Annotated in this window: 29 protein-coding genes; 19 read left to right on the top strand and 10 right to left on the bottom strand. The window is 49.8% G+C overall.

Features of this window, described 5'->3' with window-relative positions:
• Nucleotides 1-50: 50 nt before the first annotated feature.
• Nucleotides 51-1,007 carry a site-specific DNA-methyltransferase gene (locus AC2IBB_RS09660; protein ID WP_486332665.1) on the bottom strand — a complete coding sequence of 319 codons (957 nt, stop codon included), beginning with the start codon at nucleotides 1,005-1,007 and terminating at the stop codon, nucleotides 51-53.
• A 362-nt stretch (nucleotides 1,008-1,369) separates the two neighbouring features.
• Entirely contained in the window at nucleotides 1,370-1,630 is a 261-nt protein-coding gene (locus AC2IBB_RS09655; protein WP_486332664.1) for a DUF6362 family protein, read from the bottom strand.
• Nucleotides 1,631-1,970: 340 nt separating this feature from the next.
• Between AC2IBB_RS09655 and AC2IBB_RS09650 the strand changes: the two genes are divergently transcribed.
• The 7 genes from AC2IBB_RS09650 to AC2IBB_RS09620 all read left to right on the top strand — a co-directional run bounded on the left by AC2IBB_RS09650 (nucleotide 1,971) and on the right by AC2IBB_RS09620 (nucleotide 5,293).
• The gene (locus AC2IBB_RS09650; RefSeq protein WP_486332663.1) at nucleotides 1,971-2,192 is read left to right on the top strand and encodes a hypothetical protein; all 222 of its coding nucleotides are present in this window, start codon (nucleotides 1,971-1,973) and stop codon (nucleotides 2,190-2,192) included.
• Nucleotides 2,189-2,680, top strand: a complete 492-nt coding sequence (locus tag AC2IBB_RS09645) for a DUF2924 domain-containing protein (RefSeq protein WP_486332662.1) — start codon at nucleotides 2,189-2,191, stop codon at nucleotides 2,678-2,680. The genes AC2IBB_RS09650 and AC2IBB_RS09645 overlap by 4 nt, the downstream gene beginning before the upstream one ends.
• Nucleotides 2,677-3,306 (top strand): recombinase family protein, encoded by a 630-nt coding sequence (locus tag AC2IBB_RS09640; RefSeq protein ID WP_486332661.1) that lies wholly within the window; start codon nucleotides 2,677-2,679, stop codon nucleotides 3,304-3,306. Before AC2IBB_RS09645 ends, AC2IBB_RS09640 begins: the two co-directional genes overlap by 4 nt.
• 75 nt (nucleotides 3,307-3,381) lie before the next feature.
• Nucleotides 3,382-4,029, top strand: coding sequence for a recombinase family protein (locus AC2IBB_RS09635; RefSeq protein WP_486332660.1), 648 nt, complete (start codon nucleotides 3,382-3,384; stop codon nucleotides 4,027-4,029).
• Nucleotides 4,026-4,460 carry a LacI family transcriptional regulator gene (locus AC2IBB_RS09630; protein WP_486332659.1) on the top strand — a complete coding sequence of 145 codons (435 nt, stop codon included), beginning with the start codon at nucleotides 4,026-4,028 and terminating at the stop codon, nucleotides 4,458-4,460. Before AC2IBB_RS09635 ends, AC2IBB_RS09630 begins: the two co-directional genes overlap by 4 nt.
• A 284-nt stretch (nucleotides 4,461-4,744) precedes the next feature.
• Nucleotides 4,745-4,993 (top strand): hypothetical protein, encoded by a 249-nt coding sequence (locus AC2IBB_RS09625; protein ID WP_486332658.1) that lies wholly within the window; start codon nucleotides 4,745-4,747, stop codon nucleotides 4,991-4,993.
• 60 nt (nucleotides 4,994-5,053) lie between these two features.
• Nucleotides 5,054-5,293, top strand: coding sequence for a JAB domain-containing protein (locus tag AC2IBB_RS09620; RefSeq protein ID WP_486332657.1), 240 nt, complete (start codon nucleotides 5,054-5,056; stop codon nucleotides 5,291-5,293).
• A gap of 47 nt (nucleotides 5,294-5,340) precedes the next feature.
• Here AC2IBB_RS09620 and AC2IBB_RS09615 read toward each other — a convergent pair whose 3' ends face one another.
• Together AC2IBB_RS09615 and AC2IBB_RS09610 are read right to left on the bottom strand one after the other, a co-directional pair.
• Nucleotides 5,341-6,054, bottom strand: coding sequence for a suppressor of fused domain protein (locus AC2IBB_RS09615; protein ID WP_486332656.1), 714 nt, complete (start codon nucleotides 6,052-6,054; stop codon nucleotides 5,341-5,343).
• Between the two features lie 47 nt (nucleotides 6,055-6,101).
• The gene (locus tag AC2IBB_RS09610; RefSeq protein WP_486332655.1) at nucleotides 6,102-6,344 is read right to left on the bottom strand and encodes a hypothetical protein; all 243 of its coding nucleotides are present in this window, start codon (nucleotides 6,342-6,344) and stop codon (nucleotides 6,102-6,104) included.
• A gap of 238 nt (nucleotides 6,345-6,582) precedes the next feature.
• On the opposite strand from AC2IBB_RS09610, the gene AC2IBB_RS09605 reads away from it, so the two are divergent.
• The 4 genes from AC2IBB_RS09605 (at nucleotide 6,583) to AC2IBB_RS09590 (ending at nucleotide 9,486) form a co-directional block, all read left to right on the top strand.
• Complete coding sequence (locus tag AC2IBB_RS09605) at nucleotides 6,583-7,197, top strand: hypothetical protein (RefSeq protein WP_486332654.1); 615 nt, start codon at nucleotides 6,583-6,585, stop codon at nucleotides 7,195-7,197.
• The gene (locus AC2IBB_RS09600; protein WP_486332653.1) at nucleotides 7,172-8,134 is read left to right on the top strand and encodes a hypothetical protein; all 963 of its coding nucleotides are present in this window, start codon (nucleotides 7,172-7,174) and stop codon (nucleotides 8,132-8,134) included. The genes AC2IBB_RS09605 and AC2IBB_RS09600 overlap by 26 nt, the downstream gene beginning before the upstream one ends.
• A gap of 17 nt (nucleotides 8,135-8,151) precedes the next feature.
• On the top strand, nucleotides 8,152-8,826 hold the full coding sequence (locus AC2IBB_RS09595; protein WP_486332652.1) for a DUF6882 domain-containing protein: 675 nt from the start codon (nucleotides 8,152-8,154) through the stop codon (nucleotides 8,824-8,826).
• A 306-nt stretch (nucleotides 8,827-9,132) separates the two neighbouring features.
• Nucleotides 9,133-9,486 (top strand): histone-like nucleoid-structuring protein, MvaT/MvaU family, encoded by a 354-nt coding sequence (locus AC2IBB_RS09590; protein ID WP_486332651.1) that lies wholly within the window; start codon nucleotides 9,133-9,135, stop codon nucleotides 9,484-9,486.
• Between the two features lie 61 nt (nucleotides 9,487-9,547).
• Here AC2IBB_RS09590 and AC2IBB_RS09585 read toward each other — a convergent pair whose 3' ends face one another.
• Together AC2IBB_RS09585 and AC2IBB_RS09580 are read right to left on the bottom strand one after the other, a co-directional pair.
• Entirely contained in the window at nucleotides 9,548-10,303 is a 756-nt protein-coding gene (locus AC2IBB_RS09585) for a type 2 periplasmic-binding domain-containing protein (RefSeq protein WP_486332650.1), read from the bottom strand.
• Nucleotides 10,304-10,349: 46 nt separating this feature from the next.
• On the bottom strand, nucleotides 10,350-10,649 hold the full coding sequence (locus tag AC2IBB_RS09580; RefSeq protein WP_486332649.1) for an EF-hand domain-containing protein: 300 nt from the start codon (nucleotides 10,647-10,649) through the stop codon (nucleotides 10,350-10,352).
• Nucleotides 10,650-11,327: 678 nt separating this feature from the next.
• Here AC2IBB_RS09580 and AC2IBB_RS09575 point away from each other — a divergent pair.
• Together AC2IBB_RS09575 and AC2IBB_RS09570 are read left to right on the top strand one after the other, a co-directional pair.
• Nucleotides 11,328-13,313 carry a diguanylate cyclase domain-containing protein gene (locus tag AC2IBB_RS09575; RefSeq protein ID WP_486332648.1) on the top strand — a complete coding sequence of 662 codons (1,986 nt, stop codon included), beginning with the start codon at nucleotides 11,328-11,330 and terminating at the stop codon, nucleotides 13,311-13,313.
• Between the two features lie 365 nt (nucleotides 13,314-13,678).
• Nucleotides 13,679-14,287 carry a chemotaxis protein CheC gene (locus AC2IBB_RS09570; RefSeq protein ID WP_486332647.1) on the top strand — a complete coding sequence of 203 codons (609 nt, stop codon included), beginning with the start codon at nucleotides 13,679-13,681 and terminating at the stop codon, nucleotides 14,285-14,287.
• 95 nt (nucleotides 14,288-14,382) lie between these two features.
• Here AC2IBB_RS09570 and AC2IBB_RS09565 read toward each other — a convergent pair whose 3' ends face one another.
• Together AC2IBB_RS09565 and AC2IBB_RS09560 are read right to left on the bottom strand one after the other, a co-directional pair.
• On the bottom strand, nucleotides 14,383-14,694 hold the full coding sequence (locus AC2IBB_RS09565) for an EF-hand domain-containing protein (RefSeq protein WP_486332646.1): 312 nt from the start codon (nucleotides 14,692-14,694) through the stop codon (nucleotides 14,383-14,385).
• Nucleotides 14,695-15,200: 506 nt separating this feature from the next.
• Nucleotides 15,201-15,401 carry a hypothetical protein gene (locus AC2IBB_RS09560; RefSeq protein WP_486332645.1) on the bottom strand — a complete coding sequence of 67 codons (201 nt, stop codon included), beginning with the start codon at nucleotides 15,399-15,401 and terminating at the stop codon, nucleotides 15,201-15,203.
• Nucleotides 15,402-15,795: 394 nt separating this feature from the next.
• Here AC2IBB_RS09560 and AC2IBB_RS09555 point away from each other — a divergent pair, with 394 nt between their 5' ends.
• The 5 genes from AC2IBB_RS09555 (at nucleotide 15,796) to AC2IBB_RS09535 (ending at nucleotide 19,947) form a co-directional block, all read left to right on the top strand.
• Nucleotides 15,796-15,969: a periplasmic nitrate reductase, NapE protein gene (locus AC2IBB_RS09555; RefSeq protein WP_486332644.1), complete on the top strand. Its 174-nt coding sequence runs from the start codon at nucleotides 15,796-15,798 to the stop codon at nucleotides 15,967-15,969.
• Between the two features lie 113 nt (nucleotides 15,970-16,082).
• Nucleotides 16,083-16,352, top strand: coding sequence for a chaperone NapD (locus AC2IBB_RS09550; protein ID WP_486332643.1), 270 nt, complete (start codon nucleotides 16,083-16,085; stop codon nucleotides 16,350-16,352).
• 50 nt (nucleotides 16,353-16,402) lie between these two features.
• Complete coding sequence (napA, locus tag AC2IBB_RS09545) at nucleotides 16,403-18,895, top strand: periplasmic nitrate reductase subunit alpha (protein ID WP_486332642.1); 2,493 nt, start codon at nucleotides 16,403-16,405, stop codon at nucleotides 18,893-18,895.
• Between the two features lie 9 nt (nucleotides 18,896-18,904).
• Nucleotides 18,905-19,351 carry a nitrate reductase cytochrome c-type subunit gene (locus AC2IBB_RS09540; RefSeq protein WP_011397187.1) on the top strand — a complete coding sequence of 149 codons (447 nt, stop codon included), beginning with the start codon at nucleotides 18,905-18,907 and terminating at the stop codon, nucleotides 19,349-19,351.
• A 2-nt stretch (nucleotides 19,352-19,353) separates the two neighbouring features.
• On the top strand, nucleotides 19,354-19,947 hold the full coding sequence (locus AC2IBB_RS09535) for a NapC/NirT family cytochrome c (RefSeq protein ID WP_486332641.1): 594 nt from the start codon (nucleotides 19,354-19,356) through the stop codon (nucleotides 19,945-19,947).
• A gap of 42 nt (nucleotides 19,948-19,989) precedes the next feature.
• On the opposite strand, the gene AC2IBB_RS09530 is transcribed toward AC2IBB_RS09535, so the two are convergent.
• Nucleotides 19,990-21,510: a methyl-accepting chemotaxis protein gene (locus AC2IBB_RS09530; protein ID WP_486332640.1), complete on the bottom strand. Its 1,521-nt coding sequence runs from the start codon at nucleotides 21,508-21,510 to the stop codon at nucleotides 19,990-19,992.
• A 1,052-nt stretch (nucleotides 21,511-22,562) separates the two neighbouring features.
• Between AC2IBB_RS09530 and AC2IBB_RS09525 the strand changes: the two genes are divergently transcribed.
• Nucleotides 22,563-23,459 carry an adenylate/guanylate cyclase domain-containing protein gene (locus AC2IBB_RS09525; protein ID WP_486332639.1) on the top strand — a complete coding sequence of 299 codons (897 nt, stop codon included), beginning with the start codon at nucleotides 22,563-22,565 and terminating at the stop codon, nucleotides 23,457-23,459.
• A 143-nt stretch (nucleotides 23,460-23,602) separates the two neighbouring features.
• Here the strand turns inward: AC2IBB_RS09525 and AC2IBB_RS09520 are convergent, their stop codons facing one another.
• Complete coding sequence (locus AC2IBB_RS09520; RefSeq protein WP_486332638.1) at nucleotides 23,603-24,130, bottom strand: nitrous oxide reductase accessory protein NosL; 528 nt, start codon at nucleotides 24,128-24,130, stop codon at nucleotides 23,603-23,605.
• Between the last annotated feature and the right edge of the window lie 21 nt (nucleotides 24,131-24,151).

The following is a 24,151-nucleotide window of genomic DNA, read 5'->3' as shown; positions in this document are numbered from 1 at the left end:
TCCCCCTCCTGAAAGTCTTGAATGAGATAGTCCAATTAAAGCACATTATCTCAGCCGTCTAACTTGAGATTCTCGCCATACGTAGATCCATCGCTTTCACGGATAGCGCTTTCTCCCATCCACTCCTGCCAGCGGCGCACGATCACATCCACGTACTTGGGATCAAGCTCGATCAGACGCGCAAAGCGTCCTGACTTTTCCGCTGCGATCAAGGTGGTGCCTGAACCGCCAAATGGGTCAAGCACCATATCTCCCGGTCGGCTGGAATTGCGGATGGCGCGCTCCACCAGTTCCACCGGCTTCATGGTGGGGTGCAGGTCGTTTTTCGCCGGCTTTTTAATTTGCCATACGTCGCCTTGATCGCGATCGCCGCACCAGTGTCGGCGCGCGCCTTCCGGCCAGCCGTACAGTATCGGCTCATATTGGCGCTGGTAGTCTGAGCGTCCCAGCGTGAAGGTGTTCTTGGCCCAGATGATAAACGTCGACCATTTGCCTCCCGCTTCCCGAAACGCCGCCTGCAGGGTGTCCAGCTCGCTGGAGGACATGGCGATGTAGATCGCGCCCCGACAATGTGCAAGGGTTGGGCTCAACGCCGCCAGATCATCCGCGTCGAATCCAGTCAGGTCCAGGTCGAAACCGTCTTCCTGCAGCGCCTCCAGTTCAACACGCAGCAATTGCTCGTCCCAGCCAGCCTTCAAGGCCAGCTGATTGTCCGCGAGGATATAGGCGCGTTTCTGCGTCGGCGACAAATGCGCGAGCTCGATGGTCGGGACGTCCACCATTCCTAGTTTTCTCGCCGCCAGCAAGCACCCGTGGCCGGCGACAACGCCGTTCTCTCCGTCGACCAGGATAGGGTTGGTCCAGCCAAATTCCGCGATACTGGCGGCGATCTGCGCCACCTGTTCCTCGGAGTGCGTACGCGCGTTTCGGCAATACGGAATGAGCGCTTCCACTGACCGGTATTGAACAATCAATGGCGGATAGCTTGGGGCGCCAACCGCGGACAAAGAATTCAGATTCTGGGCCTCAAAAAAGAACCCGCCGGCGAATCGCTTCACAGGCGGGTAAAGGGAAGTACGTTGGAATCGGACCTGCGAACCGCAAACCCTGCAAACCTCGTTTTTAGCGCTGACGCTAAACAAACGCGGCGCTCACGCCCCCCGCTTCGACTCATGGCCAGGAAGGACCCATCGGGAGCCCAAAAGGCGCCCAGATAGGCCAAATAATCGCCTGGCGGCTGCCATAGCGGGGAGGTGCGCTCGTGTCACGAGGTAACGCAAATATTACCAAAAAAACCGGCGGATGTTACGCCCCCGAATTGGCGTCAAACCCGCACCAGTACTACGTTTTCCGCAGGAGTTGTTTATAACTAATTAAAACTAATCCTTTCCTCGGGATCGTTAAGTCGAACAGCCACAGCAGACAAGGCCGCCTTCCAGCGACGCCATCCCGTGGTGCGGTCCATACCGAAGTGCGCACAGACCTCTTTCCAGGGACAGCCGTCCGCCCGCATCCACACCAAGTGACGTTGATCCTCGGTCAGCCATTTCACCCAACGAAAGGTCTCAAGCATGCGATCAATCGCAGCCGGATCGGGCGGTAATCGCTTCACCACAGGCTCCGCTCCCATGTTCTCCCAAGGTTAGCGTATCCCTGCACCCGGACAGGGGGCAGCCGTTGCGCTGTGATTGCCGCGTCGGTGAAACGGTCAGCCACGCGTTCCAACGTCCACTCAGTTATGAGAATCATCGACGTCTGGTTGGAGGACGATGTCGGGCGAGCCTAGTCTTCCGCCCGTTTTATATCCCAGACGGCGGTCGTTCCAATATTAATTTTTCTCGCCGTTTCCGCAATCTCCTGCAATCCCCCGCACCTGCTCGCAGTAGCCTGAAACTCCCTCCTGGCCCGTAAGGCGGCCGGTACTGATAATGGCGTCTCCATCAAAAAGTTTGAATATCGGAGCCGCCTTTATGTCACCAAACCTTCCGTTGTCTGGTCCATCCCAGGCCATTCCACCCGAGAAATTAAACGCGATGCAACGTCGGCAGGAAATGGCTCTTATCCTTGCCCACGGCATCGTTCGTCTGCGTGAGCTGAACTCTCAAAAACAGAGCAAGGTGGGACTTGCTTTCCAGGGCCTTCAGAGCGTTCATCCAACTCCGTCACACAGAGAAAAAACGGAGAAAAAATGACCCCATCAAGACTTCAGGAAAAACCATCAATTACCGCTCAAGTGGCCGCGTTACCCAGTTTATCTATACAGGAGCTCCGCGAACTTTGGCGCGAGCTATTCGACAAGGACGCCCCCACCTACGTGAAAACCTATCTTGTGCGCCGCATCGCCTATCGGATTCAGGAAGTGGAGTTTCGCAAGCTCAACTCCGAGCTACTGGACAACAATCGCCGACGCATCGCCGCACTGGCGGAAGCGACCGATCAGTCCAAAAAGTCCGCCGTCAACCGGCCCCCAGCCGGCACGGTGCTGACCCGGGAATATAGAGAGGTTGAGCACCATGTCACAGTGCTCGCAGATGGGCAGTTTGAGTTTCAAGGACGTCTCTACCCTTCCCTGTCCATGATCGCCCGGGAGATCACCGGGACACGATGGTCCGGTCCTGAGTTTTTCGGATTGAATAAGGCCTCGAAACCGAAAGGGACACGCAAGGGAGCCAAAGGATGAGTGAAACCGTTAAACGTCGACTGCGCTGCGCCGTCTATACTCGCAAGTCCACCGAGGAAGGCCTTGAACAGGAATACAACTCCATTGACGCTCAACGAGACGCTGGACACGCCTATATCGCCAGTCAGCGTGCGGAAGGATGGGTTTCTGTTGAGGATGACTACGACGATCCCGCTTATTCCGGCGGCGATATGGAGCGCCCCGCTCTACAGCGTCTGCTTAGCGACGTGGAAGGCGGCAAGGTGGATATCATCGTCGTATACAAAATTGACCGCCTCACCCGCAGCCTCGCCGACTTCTCCAAAATCGTGGACGTCCTGGATCGTAGCCGTGTGTCTTTCGTATCCGTGACCCAACAGATCAACAGCGCCACTTCGATGGGGCGGCTGATGCTGAACGTGCCGCTTTCCTTCGCACAATTCGAATGCGAGGTCATTGGAGAGCGCATTCGCGACAAGATAGCTGCGAGTAAACGTCGAGGGATGTGGATGGGCGGCATCCCTCCGCTTGGCTACAACATTGAGGGGCGGTATCTCGTCCCCAATGATCGTGAGGCCGAGCTGGTCCGTCATATCTTTGAGCGCTTCGTGGCGTTAGGCTCCAGTACGCCCCTCATGAAAGAATAGCGCCAACAGGGCGTTACCGCCAAGTTGTGGACAACCAGCGAAGGCAGTGTTCGTGGCGGAAAGCCATTTGATAGGGTGACGATCTATCGAGTGCTCACCAACCGTGTCTATCTTGGGGAAATCAGGCATTGGAAAACTTGGTACAAGGGGAAGCATCCTCCTCTCATCAGCCCTGAGTTATGGGAACAAGTCCACGGGATTCTGCGTAAAAATCACCGCTCTCGCGGAAACGGCCTGCGCGCCAAAGTGCCCTACCTGCTGAAAGGCATTATCTTCGACTCCGAAGGGCGGGCGCTGACGCCCTGGCACACCACCAAGAAAAGCGGAAAGCGATACTACATTCCACAGCGGGATGAGAGGGAGGGAGCCGGCGCACCCGGATTGCCTCGCTTACCGGCGGCCGAACTCGAATCCGCCGTCCAGGAACAACTACGCGGCTATCTGCGCTCCCCCACTCTAATAATTCAGGATATTTCATCGACAGGCGTAGGTTTGGACCCTGAGCAGGACGAGGCCAAGGTCACTGTCGCAATGACGCAACTGGACGCCATTTGGGAGCAGCTGTTTCCGGCGGAGCAGTCCCGCATCGTGCGCCTGCTGGTGGAGAAAGTCATACTCACGCCGATGAGTTTAGAGGTGAGGCTGCGCATGAATGGCATTGAACCAATAACGCAAGAGCTGTGCGCTAACACCGCTCACTTCCCCGAGGAGAGTGTGGCGTGAGTGGAGGAAGCATTCAAATCACAGGACGCGCCAGCACAATTGTAGCAAGCAATGGCGCTCCAACCCTGTTTATTCCCATTCGGATAAAACGCCGAGGCGGACGCAAAATAGTGACCCTTCCTGAACGTGAAAGCGGCGATCGTCCCTGGGACGAGACATTGACGCCACCGCAAGGAGCCTTAGTCCGAGCGCATCGTCTGGCGGCCCGTCTTGAGTCTGGAGAAGCACGCAATATCAGCGACCTGACGAAGAAAGAAGGCATGATTGTCAGTTATCTCAGCCGCTTTCTGAACTTGACCTTATTGCCGCCAGATATCGTGACGGCCATTCTCGACGACTCGCTGCCCAGTCACATATCGTTTTCCAATCTGGCAATCGATCCTCCATTACAGTGGGAGGAACATAAAAAAGGACGGGATTGGCTTCATTGAAGCGTGATGATAATAGCAAGGTCAGCGCCGACAACGCCGTTAGCGACGCTGACCTTACGGCCAAGCAAAGTGACGATTGAATGGTCATTAATCAGTGTAGCCGCTGGTGCATTTTTTAACAGGAGGGAAGTCGTTTGTATTGCACGTAGGAAGGGCAGATATTGGATTGTATTAAGTTGCAATCCACTGCTAATTACACGTTCATAGGCTACCAATATTCGCCGGCGCAGGGTGGTGCAACACCCAACGCCGACTAACCACAACCAACTTACACGGAGTTGATCATGGCTGACATCGAGTCTACTACGGCCACGCTTCATTTGAACAGGCGCACCGGGGAATTTACCCTATCCGCGCCCTTGGATTCGGGCATCGTTTTAAAGGCCGCCAAACGCGCTCTGGCGCAACGATTTAAACGTCATTCCTGCAATATGGATGACCCGGGTAAAGTGAAAGAGTATCTGATGATGCATCTGGCCCCGGAACCGCGCGAAACGTTCGTGGGACTTTTCCTGGATACTCAGAACCGATAGATCGCCTACGAAGTACTGTTCCGAGGCGCGATTGATGAGGCCCATATTTATCCACGCGAAGTGGTGAAAGCGGCTTTACGACATAACGCTGCGAAAGTTATCGTCGCTCACAACCATCCCTCTGGCGATCCCAAACCTTGCGTTAACGACCAGCTCATTATCTATCGCTTGCTGCAAGCCTTGATGCTCGTTGAAATTCCACTCATCGACCACTTCGTGGTGGGAGGGGATCAAGTCGTGAGCATGGCGGCGCAGGGTCTTTTTGGAAAAAGGCCACGGAAGCTCCCCGAGCTCTCATAACTGGCTTGCTCTTTGATGCTCCGGGCTACTCCGGAGCTTATCTTGACTCAGGCGCATACATTAGGCCGTCGAATATCGATCAGGTCGCTGATATCTTGATTAATGAGCTTATCCGCCAACTCTGCGACACCTCTACGCAGCTTGAAGTTCATTTCCTCTTCGTAAAGCGGAACCACTGCGAAAAATTCGATCTCCTTCTCTTCATTCACTCTCAACCGACCAAACTCACTGGCTACGGTCAATGGGGGAAGTAACAGCGCACCACAGAATCCCACACTCTCGTCGTAGGGTTCCGGCGGATCGCCATGGGGAACGGTATGCCCCACTCCCAGCCAGGAATCCACCTTGTGAGGAAATCTGGCGAGGAACTTGATCAAACGCAACGGCCAATACCACCTTTCGTCGTAGCTGGACTCCTGATCCATACACCATTGCGCCGGCAAGGTAATCATGAGTTCTGCATATCGCGGAGCATGCAGCCCCTCCGGCACGGCCATCGCCAAATCGCTCATGCCGGAAGTGAGAAGGCGAATAAAGGGAGATGCCTCGTTCGGCATTATGATATGCACATCAATATGAACGGTGTCAGAGAGGATTTCGTGGAATACTGTGTCAACAGGGCCGAGGTATCGTTCAACATGGTTGGAAATCTTCTCCAGTGATTCCTCTCCGTGAGGCGATTCCCAATTGTCGGGATCAATATGACGATAGATGGGCGCCCCGCTTAGGGAGAAAATATTGAGTTTCTTGCTCTTCGACATATGCGGCTCCTGCTACAATATGCAATTGGTTGGAAGCCTCTCCAGCTTCATCCACCTCGGAACTTCATCCGCTTAAGCTGATACGCCAACGAGGATTGGCTCATTATTCGGGTCATCTCTTCCAAGTTTATTTTCCCATAAAGCCCATTATCGTCATTTGGCGGGGCGCTGGTGAATGCGGGGAGCATTCCTTGGGGGCGATGCGCCAGGTCCGGCGCGTATTCAGGAAGATAGCGGCGTATCGCCTCCTCGACGAGCTCGCGCGGGGATTTTTGAGACTGCGTATCCATCTGCGACACCCAACAAAAATGCAAGTTAAAGCAAGTTGGCGACTTTACCCCTAACACGACAGCCGCGTCAAGCTGGGAGAGGCGCCAGTTCCATGAGTCTATTCCCTACAGCCGATATTGCCCGACCACTCACACAAGTAAAATATTCTTGCATTGTAAAAATACGTAATACATTTTAGCTCTGCGTCATCTCCGCCTCAAGGGTCAGGAAAGGCGTAATACAAGGGATGTTTCCTGCATGTACTCCACCCGCTCATACGCGTTTAAGCACTGGTCTGATATCACTGTCGCCGACCTTCCATTTATCGAGTCTCCCTTTTTTGCAGCGAGCTTTGCCGACCGTTGCTTGAGCAACGACTTCAAGGTCAGCGATGTCGCCAGCAATTTATGCGGCTATCACTTCCGCTCGGGGTTTGGGGCTTTTCCTGGGCGTGGTTCACCCCACTTTCGCAAGTGGAAGGATGACTTTGTCAGATGCGTTGAGCGCGGCGAAATACTGTTGGTTTTTTCTGATAAGAAGAAGCCTTTCTGCCCAGTTATCAACGAGAGCGAAGAAGGACCAGTACCTGTCAGTTCGGAGGCGAGACTTGCCAAGCGTTTGATTGCTCGCGCCAATCCGGCTCCACCACCACCGCCTGCTTTGACAGGAGAGGTTAGCGAAGTATCCTCATTCAATGGCAACCTTGGATGGGAGAGCGTGCCGCAAGAGCGGAGATCGTCCCCACAAGTTAGGTCAAATAACAATACGGAGCAAACCTCTGAGGAAAACACCAGTGACGAAGATACAACTGAGGTCTATACCGAGCAGGAAGTAGACGAGATCGTAAATGATCCCGAAAAACGAAATGTATGAGATAAACCAGATTATCGGTGTCTGCGGGCAACCTGATGGGACGATATACCGAGTGCTTACTCACTACAATGAAGGGGAAGCACTTTCGGCCGTTGGAACAATTATCAAAGCCAACAGTGATCACAACGGCATTGTACCAGGACAACGCCCACCTCAAATTCTTTGGGCTGACACTCAACTGAACGCCATGTGGATGTCGCCAGAGGGCAATTTATGGGTTGTTGACAGATCCGGCAATGCCTACACCGATGCTGACGTTACTTTCCCTACTCCACCTCAACCCAGTTTTAGGTATAAAAAATTAGCCGCAGACAAGGACTGGAACGTTACATACGTCGCCAACAATTTACTTCAAGCTGTTTGGGGCACATCCAACAACGATGTTTGGGCGAGCAGCTTTAGAGGCCAAGCCTATCACTGGGATGGACAGTGCTGGAGTGAGCATGATATTGGAAATGTCTCAACTGCAATGGATGGTTCCGGTCCTGGTGATATTTATATCGTCGGCTATCACGGGAAAATTCATCACTATAATGGCCACACATGGAAACAAATTCCCTACCCGGATCATTTGCCGGAAGGGGAAGTCTTTACCGACGTAAAAGTCATAAGCGAAACGGAAGTCTATATATGCGGTAGAAACGGAGACCTGCTCAAAGGAAATGCGAAAGACGGCTTTATAGACATCGGTTCGCCTGAGTACACCTGGTATGGTGTGGGCTGCCTAAACGAGCGCATATTCCTGGCAGGTGGATCGAAAGGGATCTTTGAGCTGAGGGACGGGAAATTTATTTGCCTCAAGGATAAAGGAAATCCAGTAGGAGTGTTTGAGACTCAAAAAGCCGTCTACTTTATCCCGGGAGAGCAGCAGGAAAGTTCGTGGATAATTCAATATCGTCCAGGCTCAGATAAAGAGTGGACGAAAGTATCTTCGTAAAGGAATAACAATCGACAATGCAGCAATTTGACGATTTACTTCATCAACATTTATTACCGCAGCTCTATCACCATAAGGCCCTACGTCAGGCCTATGGTGAAGATGCGCCAGAAGGATACGACCTACATCAAGGCGTTGCCTGGTATAACGACCAAGAAATGCCAGTTCAACTTCTAGGCACTTATTCGACGAATGACCGCTCATTTTGTTGGGCTTGGGCCAGTCCAAATCCAATGCCAGCGCCACTGACCCAGTCGAGCCTTCAATTGAAAGAGTGGTTTTCTAGTAATGGAATGAAACATCTGGTTGACGGTGGGGGCATTCCAGAGATAGATCCGTTGGGCCTTTGCGCAGTCTCCGCAGGGATTCTCAACGAGAACTATGTGATAGACATCTTGAGTTTCACCGACTCTATCCAAGGCTGTATTTTAGTCTCACACCTAGGTTCACTGCCGAGACTCACGCTACATCCATTGTGCCGAATGATACAGTTTGCGCTGCAGCACCATTTACACCGCCACATTGAGCCAACACTGTCGTTTCTTCAGGAAATAGGCTTCCTAGTGGAGCAGAACGACCGCCATTGGAATGCAAGCAGGGATGACGGAACAATCACGGTCACTTTGGATGAGCAAGGCTACGTCTCGCAAATCACTCCACTGACCTACGACTCAACGAATAAACTGCAGTGAAAAAACAGCCAATGTGACCTGATATTGTCGTTTCAAACTTTACTATACCGCTCACTGAAAGGCGCTCGGCCAGATATCTCATCCTCCATCTGGCCGCCTTTCAGACCCATAAAGCAAAAATATAATCTCAAACAGTCATTCTTGAATATCCAGAGAGGGCCGAAAAAAGGACTCCCCGGCCATCTCTTACTCAAGATTCCTTTAACATCAGCAATTTAATACCATAACGCTGTACGTTATACTTAAACAAAAGATGTGGTTTATAGGCTTACCGATCCAGAATAATGACTGATAAGAGACTATATAATGAGAAAGTTAAATACCTATCAAAATGCCTTGGCTGAGCTTGAAGCGCTGCAGAATAAAATCGCGTCTTTGGAGCAAAGCGATGAGCTCAAAAAAGGTCTCGAATTCAAAAAGAAACTTGAAGCGTTGATGTCCAAATATGAGATGTCTTCCGAAGATCTATTAAGTATGTTCGGCGCAAACGCCGCTCCAGCCAAATCCTCTGGAAAACGTCAAGCTCCTCGTCCCCTCAAGGTCTATAAGAACCCCAAAACCGGCGAAACAGTGGAAACGCGCGGCGGCAACCACAAGACGCTGAACGCGTGGAAACAGAAGTACGGGAAGGAAAAAATAGAGAGCTGGTTGGTTTCGTAACTCTTTGATTGATGGGTAATACGCATAACCTTTATAAGCTCATCAGCTTAAATCAGGCGGACTACTCAAGATGCAGCTCCCCATCCTGAGCCCCTCTCAACCAGCCTTCCTCTTTCATATCCTTTAATATGGCTTCCAGCTTTGGAACAAGAGCATGATGTTTCTTGTGCAAAAATAGGTAGTTTTCGACAAATTCGACGGAGCCCATCCTTTTTATACCCGCTGAAATGTATTTCTCTTTTTGTAAAAGAGGGTCGACGATTGTCGCCAAATCCACATAAACATCGCTCCTTCTCAATTGTAATCGCCGGAGTGCGGACTCTGCGTTGTAAACCAGCTCCAATCTATTGCCTAGTGGCTTCGATAGCTGGCTTACACACCGAATTACGCCGATACGGCAATCTATCCGGTAACTTGACTTTGCAAGGGCTTCCCACCCCGACGCTTCCATCGCCAAAGCGACCTTGGAATAGGCGACAAAATCCATGGTCCATAAAGGTACATCCACACGTAGGAGGTCAGGATAATGCGAGTTGTAGTCTTTAACTCGGCCCGGCAATCCATCCACGTATCCAGAGTTTGCCAGCGCACCACTACGTTCGGAGGGAAAAGCCTTTAACTCAAGACTATAACCAATACGACGAAACGCCTCCGAATAGAAGGCGTTATACCGCTCAATTTGTGGTGATTGGCTTAATTGGGTGGATATAGCCAACACTAACTGTTTTTCATCCGCCCAACAATAATCAAATGACGCATAAACAAATGCCAGATATACAAATAGACAAACTATACCTCTGTACCACATAACGATCATACTGGCGCAACCGAGGACATCAGCAAAGTCACTTTAACATTCTAAACTACCGGTATCGCTGGGTGTCCATATCTCTTTTCATTTCCTGACCAGCAGCCGTAGATTCCCCAGCATAAATGGTAAATTCCTGCGAGCTTATCGCGCCGTCTTGATCTAGATCAACGGATGACCAGCTATCGGCCAGCTCTCTGTCGCCGTTGGCTTCAAGCTTATCAATAACCCCATCCTGATTTACATCAAGGCTTGCGAAACTCGCCTCTGAAGACAATCCTCTTTTACTCTCTTCCGAGCAGGCGGCGGTAATAGCAAGTAGCAACGACAACCAGAGAACATTGAATTTTTTCATGACGATCACCTCACTGTGATTCTGTTTAGTGGATAGCAGCTGTTATTAGCGCTACTGCCATCTACCCGCTTCATGACGTTCATTGTGGCGATTCAAATTTGGCGCCAAGAAATTAATTTATCGTATCATCAGTAAAGTATAGCGTGTCTAAGGCTAAGCGGCGGCGTACTGCGAGCTTATGTGTTCCTTATTTGCGACATTTGATTTAAAGAGTTTTAAAATATTCCAAGAGTCAGCCCTTAAACTTGCATGTATTCCATATCTATTCACAGGTCAGTGCATACATAGAGGTTCCTTTAAGATAGCTGGCATGCAGATTTAATGGAGATAACCTCTCTGAAATCCTGTGTGGCTAAAGGCCTTTTTCACAGCAATAGCTTTTGCTCTGATGGTGCGTTTTCTTGGGCTGTCTTGAGATCTGAATGAAGGTGCTCCAGCGTTAGAGAAATTTTGTCCTTCGCTCAAAATGAGAAATAGTTGTCGCTTTTGCGCAACACGCGGGCTTGCCGCGCGTGGATAATCAGTCAAAATATTGTCAGTAATCGGTGACGATGTCACAGCAAGCGACTGTAAGTCTTTTTATGAATATAAAATCAAAGTATCACTTTCCTCTTCATTGCAAATTCTGAAGGGGTCCACTAGATTTTAGTTCTCCGACCGTGGTCAGGATTGGCCATTATGAAAGTCACAGTAAGGGCCCTCTTATCACTCATCCTTGCGGGAGTGGTCATCGCCACAACAGGAGTAGTAAACCTGATAGTGGATCACGAGGCCTCTGACCGTCTCCAAAGGGAGTTGGACAGCCAATTCAATGGCGTTGCCAACCAGATGGCTGACAGCCTTGACAAAGGCATGTACGACCTTCTTCGTAATCTGGTGAATGTATCAGGGTTACCCACGATTCGTGACCTGTATGGCGCTGATGCGGAACTGCAGAGAAACATTTTGGAAACGATGAAAAGAACCTATGAGCACTACGTCTGGGTTGGGTTGATGGATACAAATGGCACAGTGTTACGCTCCACGAACAAGTCAATGGAGGGAACAAACCTCTCGGATCAGTCATGGTGGAGCGAAGGTCTACGCAGGCCATTTGTCAGTGATGTGCAGGAATCCGATGGTCAAACCGGAGAAGTTGGTGTTGGAGCGCACCGTTTTATTAGTCTGGTGTTGCCAGTTCGAGATGCTCAGGGAAGAGCGATAGGGGTAATGAGAGCCTGTCTGAATTGGAATTGGGCCGGGGAACTGGCCGAAAACTTATTAAGACACCAAAGCCAAGCGCTTGAGCTGTTTGTACTTTCACGCGAGGGTTCCGTGTTACTTGCCCCAGAACCACATATGTCTACAATTATCCCTTTGCAGAAATTCCCGAACCTGAATAAACGCTCACTAATAAGCTGGCCAGACGGCGAGCTTTATATGACTGGGTATAGCGCGACCCAAGGGTTCCGCGGATACCCAGGAAATGGATGGGTGGTGGTTGTCAGACAAAATGCGGAAGCCGCATTGAGCCCAGTGCGGCAGCTCAGCGCCGCTATATGGAGTATAGGTGGGGCGGTAACCATACTTTTCGCATTTATAGGTGCTGGTGTAGCAAGCCGTATCTCCCATCCATTGAGAATCCTGGCCGCCTCGGCCCATACGAACATGCAGACCGCAACCCCGGCAAGCTTTCCAACGCCAACGGGTCCCTTGGAAATAAAACATCTTGCGAATGCGCTAAACAACATGCTGGATCAAATACGCAGTAGGGAGGAAACGCTAGAAAGGCAGTATGCAGAACTGGATTTGCTTTATGAAGGCCCTCCCATAGGCATTGTTATGATGGATCAAGATCTGAATTGTTTGCGCATGAACAGTAAACTCGCCCAATGGTGTGGCATAGACAGGAATACGATTGTCGGCCGTAAGCTAACTCACCTCTCTTCCGACTTACTCAAGCAATATCAAGCAATGGTTGCTCAAACGCTACATGCTGGCGAGGCGGTGTTCAATGTTGAAGCAACTATTGATACCGCTTCTTCTAATACTCCCAGAAGCTTTCTAGCCACCTGTTTACCACTAAATAATACGACCCTGAATATTACCGCAGGCGCCGCACTGCTGATTTCAGAAATGACTGCTCAGCGTCAAGCCGAATATTATTCCACTCATGATCCATTAACTGGTCTGCCCAATCGACGTTTACTCAACACTTTTATCAATCAAGAGCTTGCGGTGGCGCACCGCCATAGCAAGAAACTAGCGCTGCTCTTTCTTGATCTAGACAGGTTTAAAGCTGTCAATGATAACTTCGGACATGATCTCGGTGACGCTTTATTAAGGGAGGTCGCCAATCGATTGCGACGCACTGTGCGTCAATCCGACCTAGTATTCCGACTAGGCGGCGATGAATTTGTCGTCGTTGCATTTGATTTCATTCATCGCAACGATACTGCGCGGTTAGCAAAGAGTATTATTATCAATCTTTCAAAGGCCTATACATTTTGCGACCATACGATTGTGACCTCACCAAGCATTGGAATCGCAATTTATCCTGATGATGCGAGTGATGATGCTGGCCTATTGAGCTGCGCCGACAAAGCCATGTACAACGCGAAAAAGGAAGGTAGGGGATGTTACTGTTACTACTCTCCAACTCAAGATAAAGGCGCACGCGCTTGAGCACACTGTTGTTTCTCCAGGCATGACATGACCAGTCTTTCGTTGGCTACCGCACTGTCGCTGGATCGACTGCAGTCTTAAGTTTGTCTGAAAAAAGGCTTGCCAAACGTTCAATTACTCTCCTTTTGTGGCGAAATATCCCACAACGAGATACTAGGTGGCGCAACCTACAATAGATGACTAGAATTTCTCAATGAAGCTCTTTTGGTTAGCCGCAACTGCTGATCGAAGAAGAATAACCTATCTGTCAAATATCCCACTAATTCAGAGAGCTTTCTGAAAATAGCGCCCGAATACGTTGAAAGCCCGGCCAACAAACCGAGCTTAAGAACCTTTTTACGTCTCGCACTAGAGGAGGCGCACGTATGCTATCGGATGAACAACTCGATACGTTTCATGAAGTCGTTAACATCGCTATGGGACAAAGCTCCTGTCGACTTGCGAGTCTGGTTAACCATTTCGTCGTTTTATCTGTCCCACGCCTATTTGTCCTGACGCACACTCATGAGCGCAGACCAGAACTTTATTTTCGGTATTACCGTAGCGTTATTATCCAGCAGAGTTTTTCTGGAGGCTTAAAAGGCGAGGGCTTAGTGGGTGTTCATGACATGACCGCGCATCACTTAGAGCGATTTGTGGGACTCGATTCTGTCTCTAATCAAAATGAGGATGAACTCTATCTTGATCTTGGTAATCTTTTGATTGGCTCATGTGTCACAAGCGTATCGCACCAATTGATGCTTGGCAAAATCCGATTTTCTCAACCTTCACTATCTGGTTGTAGCGTATTGGCAATTACGGATTCCGACCACGAGTCAGAGCAGAAAACTAGCGATGCTTTACTGGTGAATATTCTACTGAAAGTTGAACGACTTGCCTTCTCCTGCGAATTGCTGCTCTGCATTGATAACCAGTCTATCCAGCCGATTCAACGAGCAACTGATCGAATACTGGCGAATTTACACTTGGATTAATGAAATACATGGAACTCTCGGGCTAAAAAGCGGGACTGGCGGTTTCTCCTCCGCCAGCGTAGGTAGCATGACCAATTAAGCTGTGGCTACATGGCTTATTCAGGTACAGGTTCGTTCAGAATTTCCCCTTCTGTATCTGCCCCGGCAGCGGTAGCCTCGCCGGTATAGATAGTCAACTCGTCTGGGCTGACTAAGCCGTCCCGATCTATGTCGATAGCGGCCCAGTTGTTGGCCAGCTCGGTATCGCCTTTTGCTTCGGACTTGTCAAGAACGCCATCTTCGTTTACATCAAGGCTCGCGAACCTGTCTCCGGTAGGCTGTTGCTCGGAACCGCCCATATCTTCTTCCGCGTAAACTGCGGGCGCAGCTAATAGTAGTATCAATGCGACAGTATTTAGTCTATTCATGACCATCACCTCTCTGTGACTTTATTCCATCATTTGTGGAATATCTCCATTTAACTCCTCCCAGGTGCATTTCAAATACGCACCTCGCCCGAGCACTTTTGGCGCTCAAGAGAAAATGCTACAAATTCCACACCGGGAGATACTTTTATCTATTTATCAGCAGACTTATGAAGTGAGGATTAAAAATGTGCGTAAAAATGTCTCCAAATAACGACGCAATATTGGCCGGCATCATGTCTACTCTGAAGAATCAATCGGTTACCTGTCTCCAACTGGCAACATGATTATTAAAGCGCTTTCTAAACGTAGCATATATAAGTCGCACCCAAATGGTAAGGGTGTACAACCTCTTCCCTGCCGAGACTGAACATGGATTTCCACTGAGCTCTGATGCTACTCCGCGAGATCTAGGAAAGTCCCACCTGTCAATCGTTCCAGGTCTCCTGGCTTCAGTGAAAATACAGCGAAAGGCGTTCCCGCCGCCGCCCAGATGGTTTCATATTCTTTCAGATCAGGATCGAGAAATGTGGTGAGTTTTTCGTTATGCCCCCGCCACCGATAGCGTAACCCACTCGCTTTTTAACGAAATCGCCATCGGCTTTATTCAGCCTAATTCCTGTTGCTTGCTCAATCTTCTTTGTATCGACGCGGTTGGAGCCCGACGCCACTACCAACACCGGCTTATCCAAGTCCGCACCTTTGAACATCTATGCTGCAGCCAATAGCATCGGCAGCTTCTTTCGCGGCTCGGGTAGACTCTGGTAGCTCTTTTACTTCCATTGAAAAACCATTGTCTTGCAGAAACAGCTGTACGCGCCGAGCGCTAGTGGTCAAGCTAACAATACCTAATTCATGCCATGAGTTGTGGTCAAAATAATGCTTTAAGGCCGAATCTATAACAAGCCCAATAACGTAGTTAGGAATTCAAGAGAAGAGTCGACATTGAGTTTATACCTGATCAAATAACGTACTTAATTCTGATCTGACCCGACAATCTGAATTGGGTTTGCGTCCGGCCATTAGTTGAACTAACTTCTTTAGACAACCTCTGCATGCATGTGCAGATATAGCAGGACAGCTGTAATGGCGTTGTGGGGTCATATGAAAAATTCTATTGAAGCTCCCGAATCCGCTAACACGGAAAAAAAGAGAGAGCTCACCGTCTTTATCTTTCTCGCAGTAATATTGGCGCCTGTCCTTAGCGTCGTCATCGTTGGCGTCTACGGATTATCTGTCTGGTTATTACAGCACCTTACCGGTCCGCCCGCCGGCTGACGCCACTGAATCAATCAGTGTTATTGGGTTCGCCGCCGCAAGAGGTTGGGACAAAGCCATCCGAAGCATCATGGCTGTATGCATACTGACGCCATCAATATGAAGGAGGAAGCATGGAACAGGATGAACATATCGTCAGTTTCCTCATTCAGTGCGCGCCGCAGCGGGTTACTTTCCTCTCACAACTGTTGCATCAGCCTCCGACACAAGAAGTCACGCATTCAGAGCAAGTCGGCAAGATTGTTGTGGTGATGGCGACTACCTGTAGAGAAATGGTTTCTAGCTTTCTGAACGACACGCTCCATTTGACGGGCGTTTTTAGCGTCAATCTGATCTATCACCACTGTGAGCGCGCCAGCGAGCTCGACCGGAATATGTCTTAACGGAAGCTCCTTTCGCTATATAGCGCTCCCCAGAGCACAGGTAGTGCGATATGACTACACGAAGAGAGTTCATCAAGCGTTCCGCGGCGGTAACCGCCGCCTGCACTGCGGGCATCAGTCTTTCTGGCGAAGCCAGTAATGTCATTACTGATTCGGAATACACCCGCCTGAAGTGGTCCAAAGCGCCCTGCCGATTCTGTGGAACAGGCTGCAGCGTTAATGTCGCGGTTAAGGATAATCAAGTGGTGGCGACTCACGGAGACATCCAGTCGGAAGTCAACAGAGGCCTTAACTGCGTCAAAGGGTACTTCTTATCCAAAATTATGTACGGAAAGGATCGACTTACTCAGCCGTTGCTGCGCAAGAAGAACGGGGAGTATCACAAAGACGGCGATTTCACGCCGGTGACGTGGGATGAAGCCTTTGACGTGATGGCGAAGCAGTTTAAAAAGACGCTCAAAGAAAAAGGGCCAACCGCTGTCGGTATGTTTGGCTCAGGGCAATGGACGGTATGGGAAGGCTATGCGGCCGTCAAACTGTATAAGGCCGGATTTCGCTCCAATAATATTGACCCCAATGCGCGCCATTGTATGGCGTCTGCGGTTGCAGGGTTTATGCGGACGTTCGGAATCGATGAGCCCATGGGCTGCTATGATGATATCGAACATGCGGACGCCTTCGTTCTCTGGGGCTCCAACATGGCGGAGATGCACCCTATCCTATGGACGCGAGTGACAGACCGCCGGTTAAGCCATCCCCATGTCAAAGTCGCCGTCCTGTCGACCTTTCAGCACCGATGCTTCGATCTGGCCGACCTCCCCATTATCTTCACGCCGCAGGCGGACCTGGCGATATTGAACTACATCGCCCGATACATTATTGAAAAGGACATGGTCAACTGGGACTTCGTTAATAAGCACGTCCGTTTCAAAGTCGGCGCTGCGGATATTGGCTATGGTTTGCGCCCTGAGCATCAGTTGGAACTGGCGGCGGCGAACGCCAACAATCCCGGCGGCGCCCAAGACAGTTCCTTCGAGGAATATAAAAGTTTTCTGCAACAGTATGACGCTCAATATGTCTCGAAACTATCTGGGACACCCAAGGAAAAGCTGGATCAATTAGCTGAGCTTTACGCCAATCCCAAGACCAGAGTCACTTCCTTTTGGACCATGGGCTTCAATCAGCATACGCGAGGCGTATGGTGTAACAATCTCGTCTATAACCTGCACCTGTTGACAGGAAAAATTTCCAGTCCCGGAAATAGTCCCTTTTCGTTGACCGGGCAGCCCTCCGCCTGCGGCACCGCACGCGAAGTGGGTACGTTCGCACACAGACTGCCCGCCGACATGGTGGTCACCAACCCTAAACATCGAGAGTTTGCTGAAAAAACCTGGAAGGTACCGCTAGGGATCATTCCTGATAAACCCGGATACCACGCGGTTCTGCAAAATCGCAAGCTCCGGGATGGCGAACTGAACGCCTATTGGGTCCAGGTTAACAATAACGTGCAGGCTGCCCCCAACATGCTGGAAGAAACCCTGCCAGGCTATCGTAACCCCAATAACTTTATCGTGGTGTCTGAAGCCTATCCCACTGTGACCTCACAAGCCGCTGACCTTATTCTGCCTGCAGCAATGTGGGTTGAGAAAGAAGGCGCATACGGAAACGCGGAAAGACGAACACAATTCTGGCATCAGTTGGTCAGCGCGCCAGGAGAAGCAAAATCCGACCTCTGGCAGATAATGGAATTCTCCAAACGCTTTACGACAGACGAAGTCTGGCCGGAAGAAATACTTTCCAGGAGCCCAGAATTCAAGGGTAAGTCTTTATTTGACGTGCTATTCGCAAACAATAGCGTGAATAAATATTCCATTGAGGAAATAGACCCAAATTATAAAAATCACGAGTCTGAACACTTCGGTTTTTACGTTCAGAAAGGCCTGTTTGAAGAGTACGCTATTTTTGGCAGAGGCCACGGTCACGACCTGGCTGAGTTTGATCGCTACCATGAAGCGAGAGGATTACGATGGCCTGTCGTAGACGGCAAAGAAACCCTCTGGCGATTCCGCGAAGGCTCGGACCCCTATGTCAAAAAGGGCGCAGGATATCAGTTTTACGGGCATTCGGACGGTAAAGCGATAATATTCGCCCTGCCCTATGAGCCGCCCGCTGAGTCTCCTGACCAGGATTATCCCTACTGGCTTGTGACAGGAAGGGTTCTGGAACACTGGCACTCAGGGAGTATGACCCAGCGAGTCCCCGAACTTTATCTCGCAGAGCCTGACGCCCTGGTCTATATGCACCCTGACGACGCCCGCAAGCTCGGCGTTCGTAGAGGCGATGAAATCAAAGTCGTGTCCCGCCGCGGCGAAATGCGCAGCCGTGTAGAAACCCGCGGCAGAAATAAACCTCCCGTAGGTTTGGTGTTCGTCCCGTGGTTCGACGCCAGTCAGCTCATCAACAAATGCACCCTGGACGCGACAGACCCCATTTCCAAACAGACTGACTTCAAGAAGTGTGCGGTCAAGCTGATCAAGGTATAGGGGGTTGCAATGAAAAAATGGCTTATTCTTCTCGCTCTACCAGTTATCACTGCGCTGGTCTGGGCGGAAAACATTGCAACGCTGCGAAACGCGCCTTTAGATGAAAATCCAGAACCGCCCTATATCCCACAGGTACTGAACGAGGATATCAAGCGGGAACGGGCCTACCCTATGCAGCCTCCCACGATCCCGCACAAGATCGATAACTATCAGGTGGACCTCAATAATAATCAATGCATGCATTGTCATAGCCGGCACCGCATTGAGATATCGCAGGCGCCAATGGTTAGCGTCACCCATTATATGGACCGAGAGGGAAATTTCCTGGCGGAAGTTTCTCCACGACGCTATTTCTGCAATCAGTGCCACGTGCCGCAGACCAACGCCAAACCGCTGGTTGAGAACAATTTTAAGGACATACGGCAGATCATTCAGGATAAGCGTAAGGAGCAATAGCTATGAGAGCTATGCGCTGGATAAAGCCGCTATGGCGTACGCTCAATCGCCCAAGCGTCCACTTTTCTCTTGGCTTTCTGGTTATGGGAGGCTTCATAGGAGGCATTGTATTCTGGGGGGGCTTTAATACCGCCTTAGAAGCGACGAACGAGGAGCGCTTTTGCATTAGCTGTCATGAGATGGAAAGTAACGTCTATCGTGAGCTTCAGGACACCATTCACTGGGCCAATCGCTCAGGCGTACGCGCCACCTGCCCTGACTGTCATGTCCCCCACAATTGGACCGATAAGATCGCCAGAAAGATGCAGGCGTCCAAGGAAGTCTGGGGCTGGCTCTTCGGTACGATAAACACCAAAGAAAAATTCGAAGAAAATCGTCGGGAACTGGCTGAGCATGAATGGGCGCGTTTTAAGGCGAACAACTCTCTTGAATGTCGAAACTGTCATTCCGTCGAGTCTATGGACTTCACTCGCCAAAGCAAACGGGCTCGTGATGCGCATGCAGGCTTCCTCGTTACTGGTGAGAAAACCTGCATAGACTGTCATAAAGGCATCGCCCATCGCTTACCCAACATGGCGGACGTAGAAGACTGGTAACCGTCAGCTCACACCTGGCCTGTTATGGAAAGCTTCAAAATTTCAATTGACCTTAAACTGCCCGGCTTGTTGGATAAGGATTGCGCTTACCTGGCGAAGGCTTTCGCAAGACGACCTAACCTGATCTATAGACTCCGAGTTTTCCTCCGCAATCACGGCGATGTTGCTGACGTTTTTGTTTATTTCTTCTGAAACCAAACTCTGTTGTTCTGAAGCCGTAGCGATTTGGTTATTAACGTCGTTGATTTCGGTAATGGACGTTATGACCTTGTCCAACGCATTCTCGACACGTTGCGTCTGTTCTTGCGCTCCACGCGCTTTATGGAGACTTTTTTCCATCGCGGATACGGCTGAAGAGGCCCCGGTTTGCAGTTTCCCAATCATCTCATTAATTTCCTGAGTGGAGTGCTGGGTTTTACTGGCCAAGGCTCTCACTTCATCCGCAACGACAGCGAACCCCCGCCCCAGCTCTCCCGCCCGCGCAGCTTCTATTGCCGCATTCAACGCCAGCAAGTTGGTCTGTTCGGCGATGCTCTCTATGACCGTCAGTACGCTGCCGATGTTTACCGTCTCAGTTTTAAGCGCCTCGATCGATAAAGTCGTCCTGTTCATTTCGGCGGCAAGTTCATCCACTGTCAGCAATGTATTTTTCATGATAAGCCGTCCTTGATCAGAATCATTGTCTGCATCAGCAGCGCATTGCGCAGCCCTGTTTGCATTTTGAGCAATTTCCTGCGCGGAAGCTGACATTTGGTTCATGGCGCTGGCGACTTGATCCGTTTCCTTTTGTTGATTCTGGGCGTTGTCAACGCTCTTCATCGCTGCGTTGGATAACTCATCCACAGAGAGAGTCAGCAAACCAATAGATGAAGTTACATTGGTGACTAAATTTCTGATTTTATCTACGAACGTATTGAACTGTACGGAAAGAGCGGCAAGCTCGTCCCGACCCTCCGTTTGCAGATAGACCGTTAAGTCTCCGTCGCCAGAGGCGATATCGCCCATCCTTTCTAAAGTTCTATTCAGTGGGTTCGTAACGCTATTGGCGACGATCATGAGGATAAACAGTAAAAGGAGAATGATAATGCTCACCGTCACAAGCACTTCAATCATCTGCTGGAATAAAACAGCTTCGACATCATCAACATAAACCCCTGATCCGACTATCCATCCCCAGGGCTCGAAACCTTTCACATAACTGACCTTGGCCACGGGGTCCTTATGTCCGGGTTTCGGCCAATAGTAAGGCACAAATCCAGCTTTATTTTGTTTCACCACGGAAACAAACTCTCGAAAGAGATAAACGCCATTCGGATCTTTTAAATCATATAATCTTTTTCCATTCAGCTCAGGCTTTATGGGATGCATGAGCACAGTATGATTGAGGTCGTTGATCCAGATATATTCGCTGCCGGCATAACGAATGCTCTCAATTGTACGCAGCGCCTGCTCACGCGCTTTGGCTTCCTCCAGCGTCCCATCCGCCGCTTTCTTCTGATACGAGGCGATGATGCTTATCGCTGCGTCGACCGCATTTCTGGCGCTTTCCTGTTTGCCGGCCATGAGGTTTTTGCTGGCGTTAAAGTACGTCATTGTGACGACGGCGAAGAGACCAACAACGAAAAGGAACAAAATCAGGTAGAAGCGATGCCGAATGGTAATTTGGCGCAAGTAGCTCAACATTAAGACCCCCTTGGTAATGCGTAAGGGTTACAAGGTCATTGGTGGAGCCAGTCACCCAACGACAATGGAAGTCGTTCAGAATTGGCCTGTATATTTTTTAACCTTATCGAATAACAAGGATGCTGACCTGGATCAATTCTGCAGCCATAAACTATTATTAACATGGCAATAATATTGGCATGTTAATAATCAGGCGACGAGCCGGATTAATAATAATAGTATCTCTGTGGTTATTGAGACTCATTTTGCCTGACAAGAATTTTGACATTTTCCGTCTTGAAACCAATATATGACACCCTGGAGTAACATCAGCATCGTAGTAGGAATTTATCGGGCCTGACGTATCAACGATCAATCCAGTAGTCTCATCGCAATCAATTTTGACAACTTTAACGGTAATCCAACATATCCCGCCATGGGATGTTAAAGTCACCATGTCTCCCAGATTTAGGGGGCTCTTTGAATCAAGCGGCGATTTCCCATATATGCTGATTAGTTCGTTATTGGTATCCCATTTTTTCATCTGAAGTCTCGATTTTCCCTGCCTTCAAAACTGTCGTTGCGATTAACCTTAAAATCACCTTTAAAGATGACTTGAAGGCCTGTTTCATTATCGTAGATCTACCGTCGCCTGCCGACGCTGGAATGTGATAGTTTGCAAATTGATTTATTCTCGCCACAAGTTCCATCAAGTTCCATCAAGTTCCATCAAGTTCCGAAAAGTATAAGAACTTTCACATTATTTTTCACTTAAGGATAATTACAGTTATAACGGTAACAAAATAAATTTGTGTGTTACCAATCCATTACCAGAAAGCATGATAAAGCGCCTTGTTGCTTTATCATTCCGTGCTATACCTAAACTAATCCAAGGAAAGATGTTTGACGAGTTATGGATATTTATATTGACTGAATAACATTCGGTAATCGCCATGGCTCAGAGTTCCGCCGTATTATTTGCCGATATTGCAGGCAGTTCCTGTCTATACAAGCAGATTGGAGATAAAAGAGCGAAGGAGGCGGTCTTCTCCTGCTTCTATCTTATGCAGCGTCTTGCGGAGGAGCACGGCGGGACGGTGGTTAAAACCATCGGCGACGAACTGATGGTGCGATTCCACACTGTGGATAAGGCTGTCAAGACCGCTTGCGCTATCCAAAGGGAACTGGAGCCGAGTGTGAATAGTGGTCCCCGTCTGTCAGTAAAGATAGGCATTCATTATGGACCGGTTATTGTCGAGAGAAATGATATTTTCGGCGATACCGTCAATACAGCCGCCCGCATGGTTTCAATCGCCAACGCCAAACAAATTGTCGTTAGCGAGGAAGCCGCCGCAGTCCTGTCCGCCGAGTTCCAAGCTCAAATAACCACTTTTGACTGCGTAAAAATAAAATCATTCCAGAGAGACTCTATCCTGTATCTTGTCGACTGGCGTCAAAGCGGCGGCGACAGCGGCTTCTCAACCATGATCAGCTTTGACAATCATGATCTGAAATCGCATACGACCAGTAAGGGAATGCACTTGGTCTATCAGCGCAGGGATATTGTGCTGTCGCCACAGCTGGATAGCTTTAACGTGGGGAGAGACCAGGATATATGTGATTTGATATTGCAGGTTCAATATACTTCCAGGAAGCATTTCTGGATTGAGTATCGACGAGGAAAGTTTGTTTTAGTGGATCACAGCACCAATGGCACCTGGGTCAAAATGGATGAGGAAAAAGAAATTTATCTGAAACGCGAAGAACTGCCTTTGTGGGGACGCGGCGTTATAAGCGCCGGTCAACCTCTCGCCTGCAATCAGTCCCATCGCATTGAATTCTTTCACTGAAGACGCCATGCAAGCATGTGGACGATTGGCTATTACTTGGCTTGACTGGAAGTCTTGAGAGGAACTCAGCGCCATATTGAGAAAATCAGCTGGAGCAGGCCCTGTCTCCTGCGGCTAACCGCGCTGGCTCATCATTTGGTCGTCTAGTCGTCTCTACGGTTGAGGCTCTCCAGATTAATCTGCCCATACCCCAATAAACGACCGCCGTGAACAGCCATGAATGCTTTCGCATCTTCTTCGCTTTTAAATGACGCCAGGGACGGCCCCATTCCTGATTTAATCTTTGCGCCCAACACATATGAAGCAGTCTTGGCGTTTATAAGGTGGTCATTGTCTGGCGTATTCCAATCCGTGCGCGACATGTCATGCACAAATACGGCGGAGCCCGGGCGCCGATTTTCTGGTTGAAGCAACCAAGTGAAAAGCTCATAGGTCGAGCAAAACTTAAATACTTGACCATCAGCAAGCACCGCCTCACCTTTGGGGCCAGGCAGCCTGGCGATCACCATCCCGCAGATGTGACATTCGTCTTCCGGTTCAAAGTGTACCGCCGACAATTGCGCACTGGCGTCGCTGACGGGATCGCGGCAGCCAGTAAGGCCAAGTAGTACGAGAATTAGTAAAACACCCAAGGAGGACTTCAGCGTCCATTCATATATTCCAAGCACCATATCACCTGCTTCTGTGAATAA

Source organism: Hahella sp. NS-SX17 (genome assembly GCF_057367735.1).
This window is presented reverse-complemented; position numbering and strand designations above follow the sequence as displayed.

What these genes read in the sequence shown, in the direction of transcription:
- AC2IBB_RS09655 (WP_486332664.1), bottom strand. Translation starts at nt 1,630, where the DNA reads ATGGGAGCGGAGCCTGTGGTGAAGCGATTACCGCCCGATCCGGCTGCG.
- AC2IBB_RS09650 (WP_486332663.1), top strand. Translation starts at nt 1,971, where the DNA reads ATGTCACCAAACCTTCCGTTGTCTGGTCCATCCCAGGCCATTCCACCC.
- AC2IBB_RS09645 (WP_486332662.1), top strand. Translation starts at nt 2,189, where the DNA reads ATGACCCCATCAAGACTTCAGGAAAAACCATCAATTACCGCTCAAGTG.
- AC2IBB_RS09640 (WP_486332661.1), top strand. Translation starts at nt 2,677, where the DNA reads ATGAGTGAAACCGTTAAACGTCGACTGCGCTGCGCCGTCTATACTCGC.
- AC2IBB_RS09625 (WP_486332658.1), top strand. Translation starts at nt 4,745, where the DNA reads ATGGCTGACATCGAGTCTACTACGGCCACGCTTCATTTGAACAGGCGC.
- AC2IBB_RS09615 (WP_486332656.1), bottom strand. Translation starts at nt 6,054, where the DNA reads ATGTCGAAGAGCAAGAAACTCAATATTTTCTCCCTAAGCGGGGCGCCC.
- AC2IBB_RS09610 (WP_486332655.1), bottom strand. Translation starts at nt 6,344, where the DNA reads ATGGATACGCAGTCTCAAAAATCCCCGCGCGAGCTCGTCGAGGAGGCG.
- AC2IBB_RS09605 (WP_486332654.1), top strand. Translation starts at nt 6,583, where the DNA reads ATGTACTCCACCCGCTCATACGCGTTTAAGCACTGGTCTGATATCACT.
- AC2IBB_RS09600 (WP_486332653.1), top strand. Translation starts at nt 7,172, where the DNA reads ATGATCCCGAAAAACGAAATGTATGAGATAAACCAGATTATCGGTGTC.
- AC2IBB_RS09595 (WP_486332652.1), top strand. Translation starts at nt 8,152, where the DNA reads ATGCAGCAATTTGACGATTTACTTCATCAACATTTATTACCGCAGCTC.
- AC2IBB_RS09590 (WP_486332651.1), top strand. Translation starts at nt 9,133, where the DNA reads ATGAGAAAGTTAAATACCTATCAAAATGCCTTGGCTGAGCTTGAAGCG.
- AC2IBB_RS09585 (WP_486332650.1), bottom strand. Translation starts at nt 10,303, where the DNA reads ATGATCGTTATGTGGTACAGAGGTATAGTTTGTCTATTTGTATATCTG.
- AC2IBB_RS09580 (WP_486332649.1), bottom strand. Translation starts at nt 10,649, where the DNA reads ATGAAAAAATTCAATGTTCTCTGGTTGTCGTTGCTACTTGCTATTACC.
- AC2IBB_RS09575 (WP_486332648.1), top strand. Translation starts at nt 11,328, where the DNA reads ATGAAAGTCACAGTAAGGGCCCTCTTATCACTCATCCTTGCGGGAGTG.
- AC2IBB_RS09570 (WP_486332647.1), top strand. Translation starts at nt 13,679, where the DNA reads ATGCTATCGGATGAACAACTCGATACGTTTCATGAAGTCGTTAACATC.
- AC2IBB_RS09565 (WP_486332646.1), bottom strand. Translation starts at nt 14,694, where the DNA reads ATGAATAGACTAAATACTGTCGCATTGATACTACTATTAGCTGCGCCC.
- AC2IBB_RS09560 (WP_486332645.1), bottom strand. Translation starts at nt 15,401, where the DNA reads ATGTTCAAAGGTGCGGACTTGGATAAGCCGGTGTTGGTAGTGGCGTCG.
- AC2IBB_RS09555 (WP_486332644.1), top strand. Translation starts at nt 15,796, where the DNA reads ATGAAAAATTCTATTGAAGCTCCCGAATCCGCTAACACGGAAAAAAAG.
- AC2IBB_RS09550 (WP_486332643.1), top strand. Translation starts at nt 16,083, where the DNA reads ATGGAACAGGATGAACATATCGTCAGTTTCCTCATTCAGTGCGCGCCG.
- napA (WP_486332642.1), top strand. Translation starts at nt 16,403, where the DNA reads ATGACTACACGAAGAGAGTTCATCAAGCGTTCCGCGGCGGTAACCGCC.
- AC2IBB_RS09540 (WP_011397187.1), top strand. Translation starts at nt 18,905, where the DNA reads ATGAAAAAATGGCTTATTCTTCTCGCTCTACCAGTTATCACTGCGCTG.
- AC2IBB_RS09535 (WP_486332641.1), top strand. Translation starts at nt 19,354, where the DNA reads ATGAGAGCTATGCGCTGGATAAAGCCGCTATGGCGTACGCTCAATCGC.
- AC2IBB_RS09530 (WP_486332640.1), bottom strand. Translation starts at nt 21,510, where the DNA reads ATGGCCGGCAAACAGGAAAGCGCCAGAAATGCGGTCGACGCAGCGATA.
- AC2IBB_RS09525 (WP_486332639.1), top strand. Translation starts at nt 22,563, where the DNA reads ATGGCTCAGAGTTCCGCCGTATTATTTGCCGATATTGCAGGCAGTTCC.
- AC2IBB_RS09520 (WP_486332638.1), bottom strand. Translation starts at nt 24,130, where the DNA reads ATGGTGCTTGGAATATATGAATGGACGCTGAAGTCCTCCTTGGGTGTT.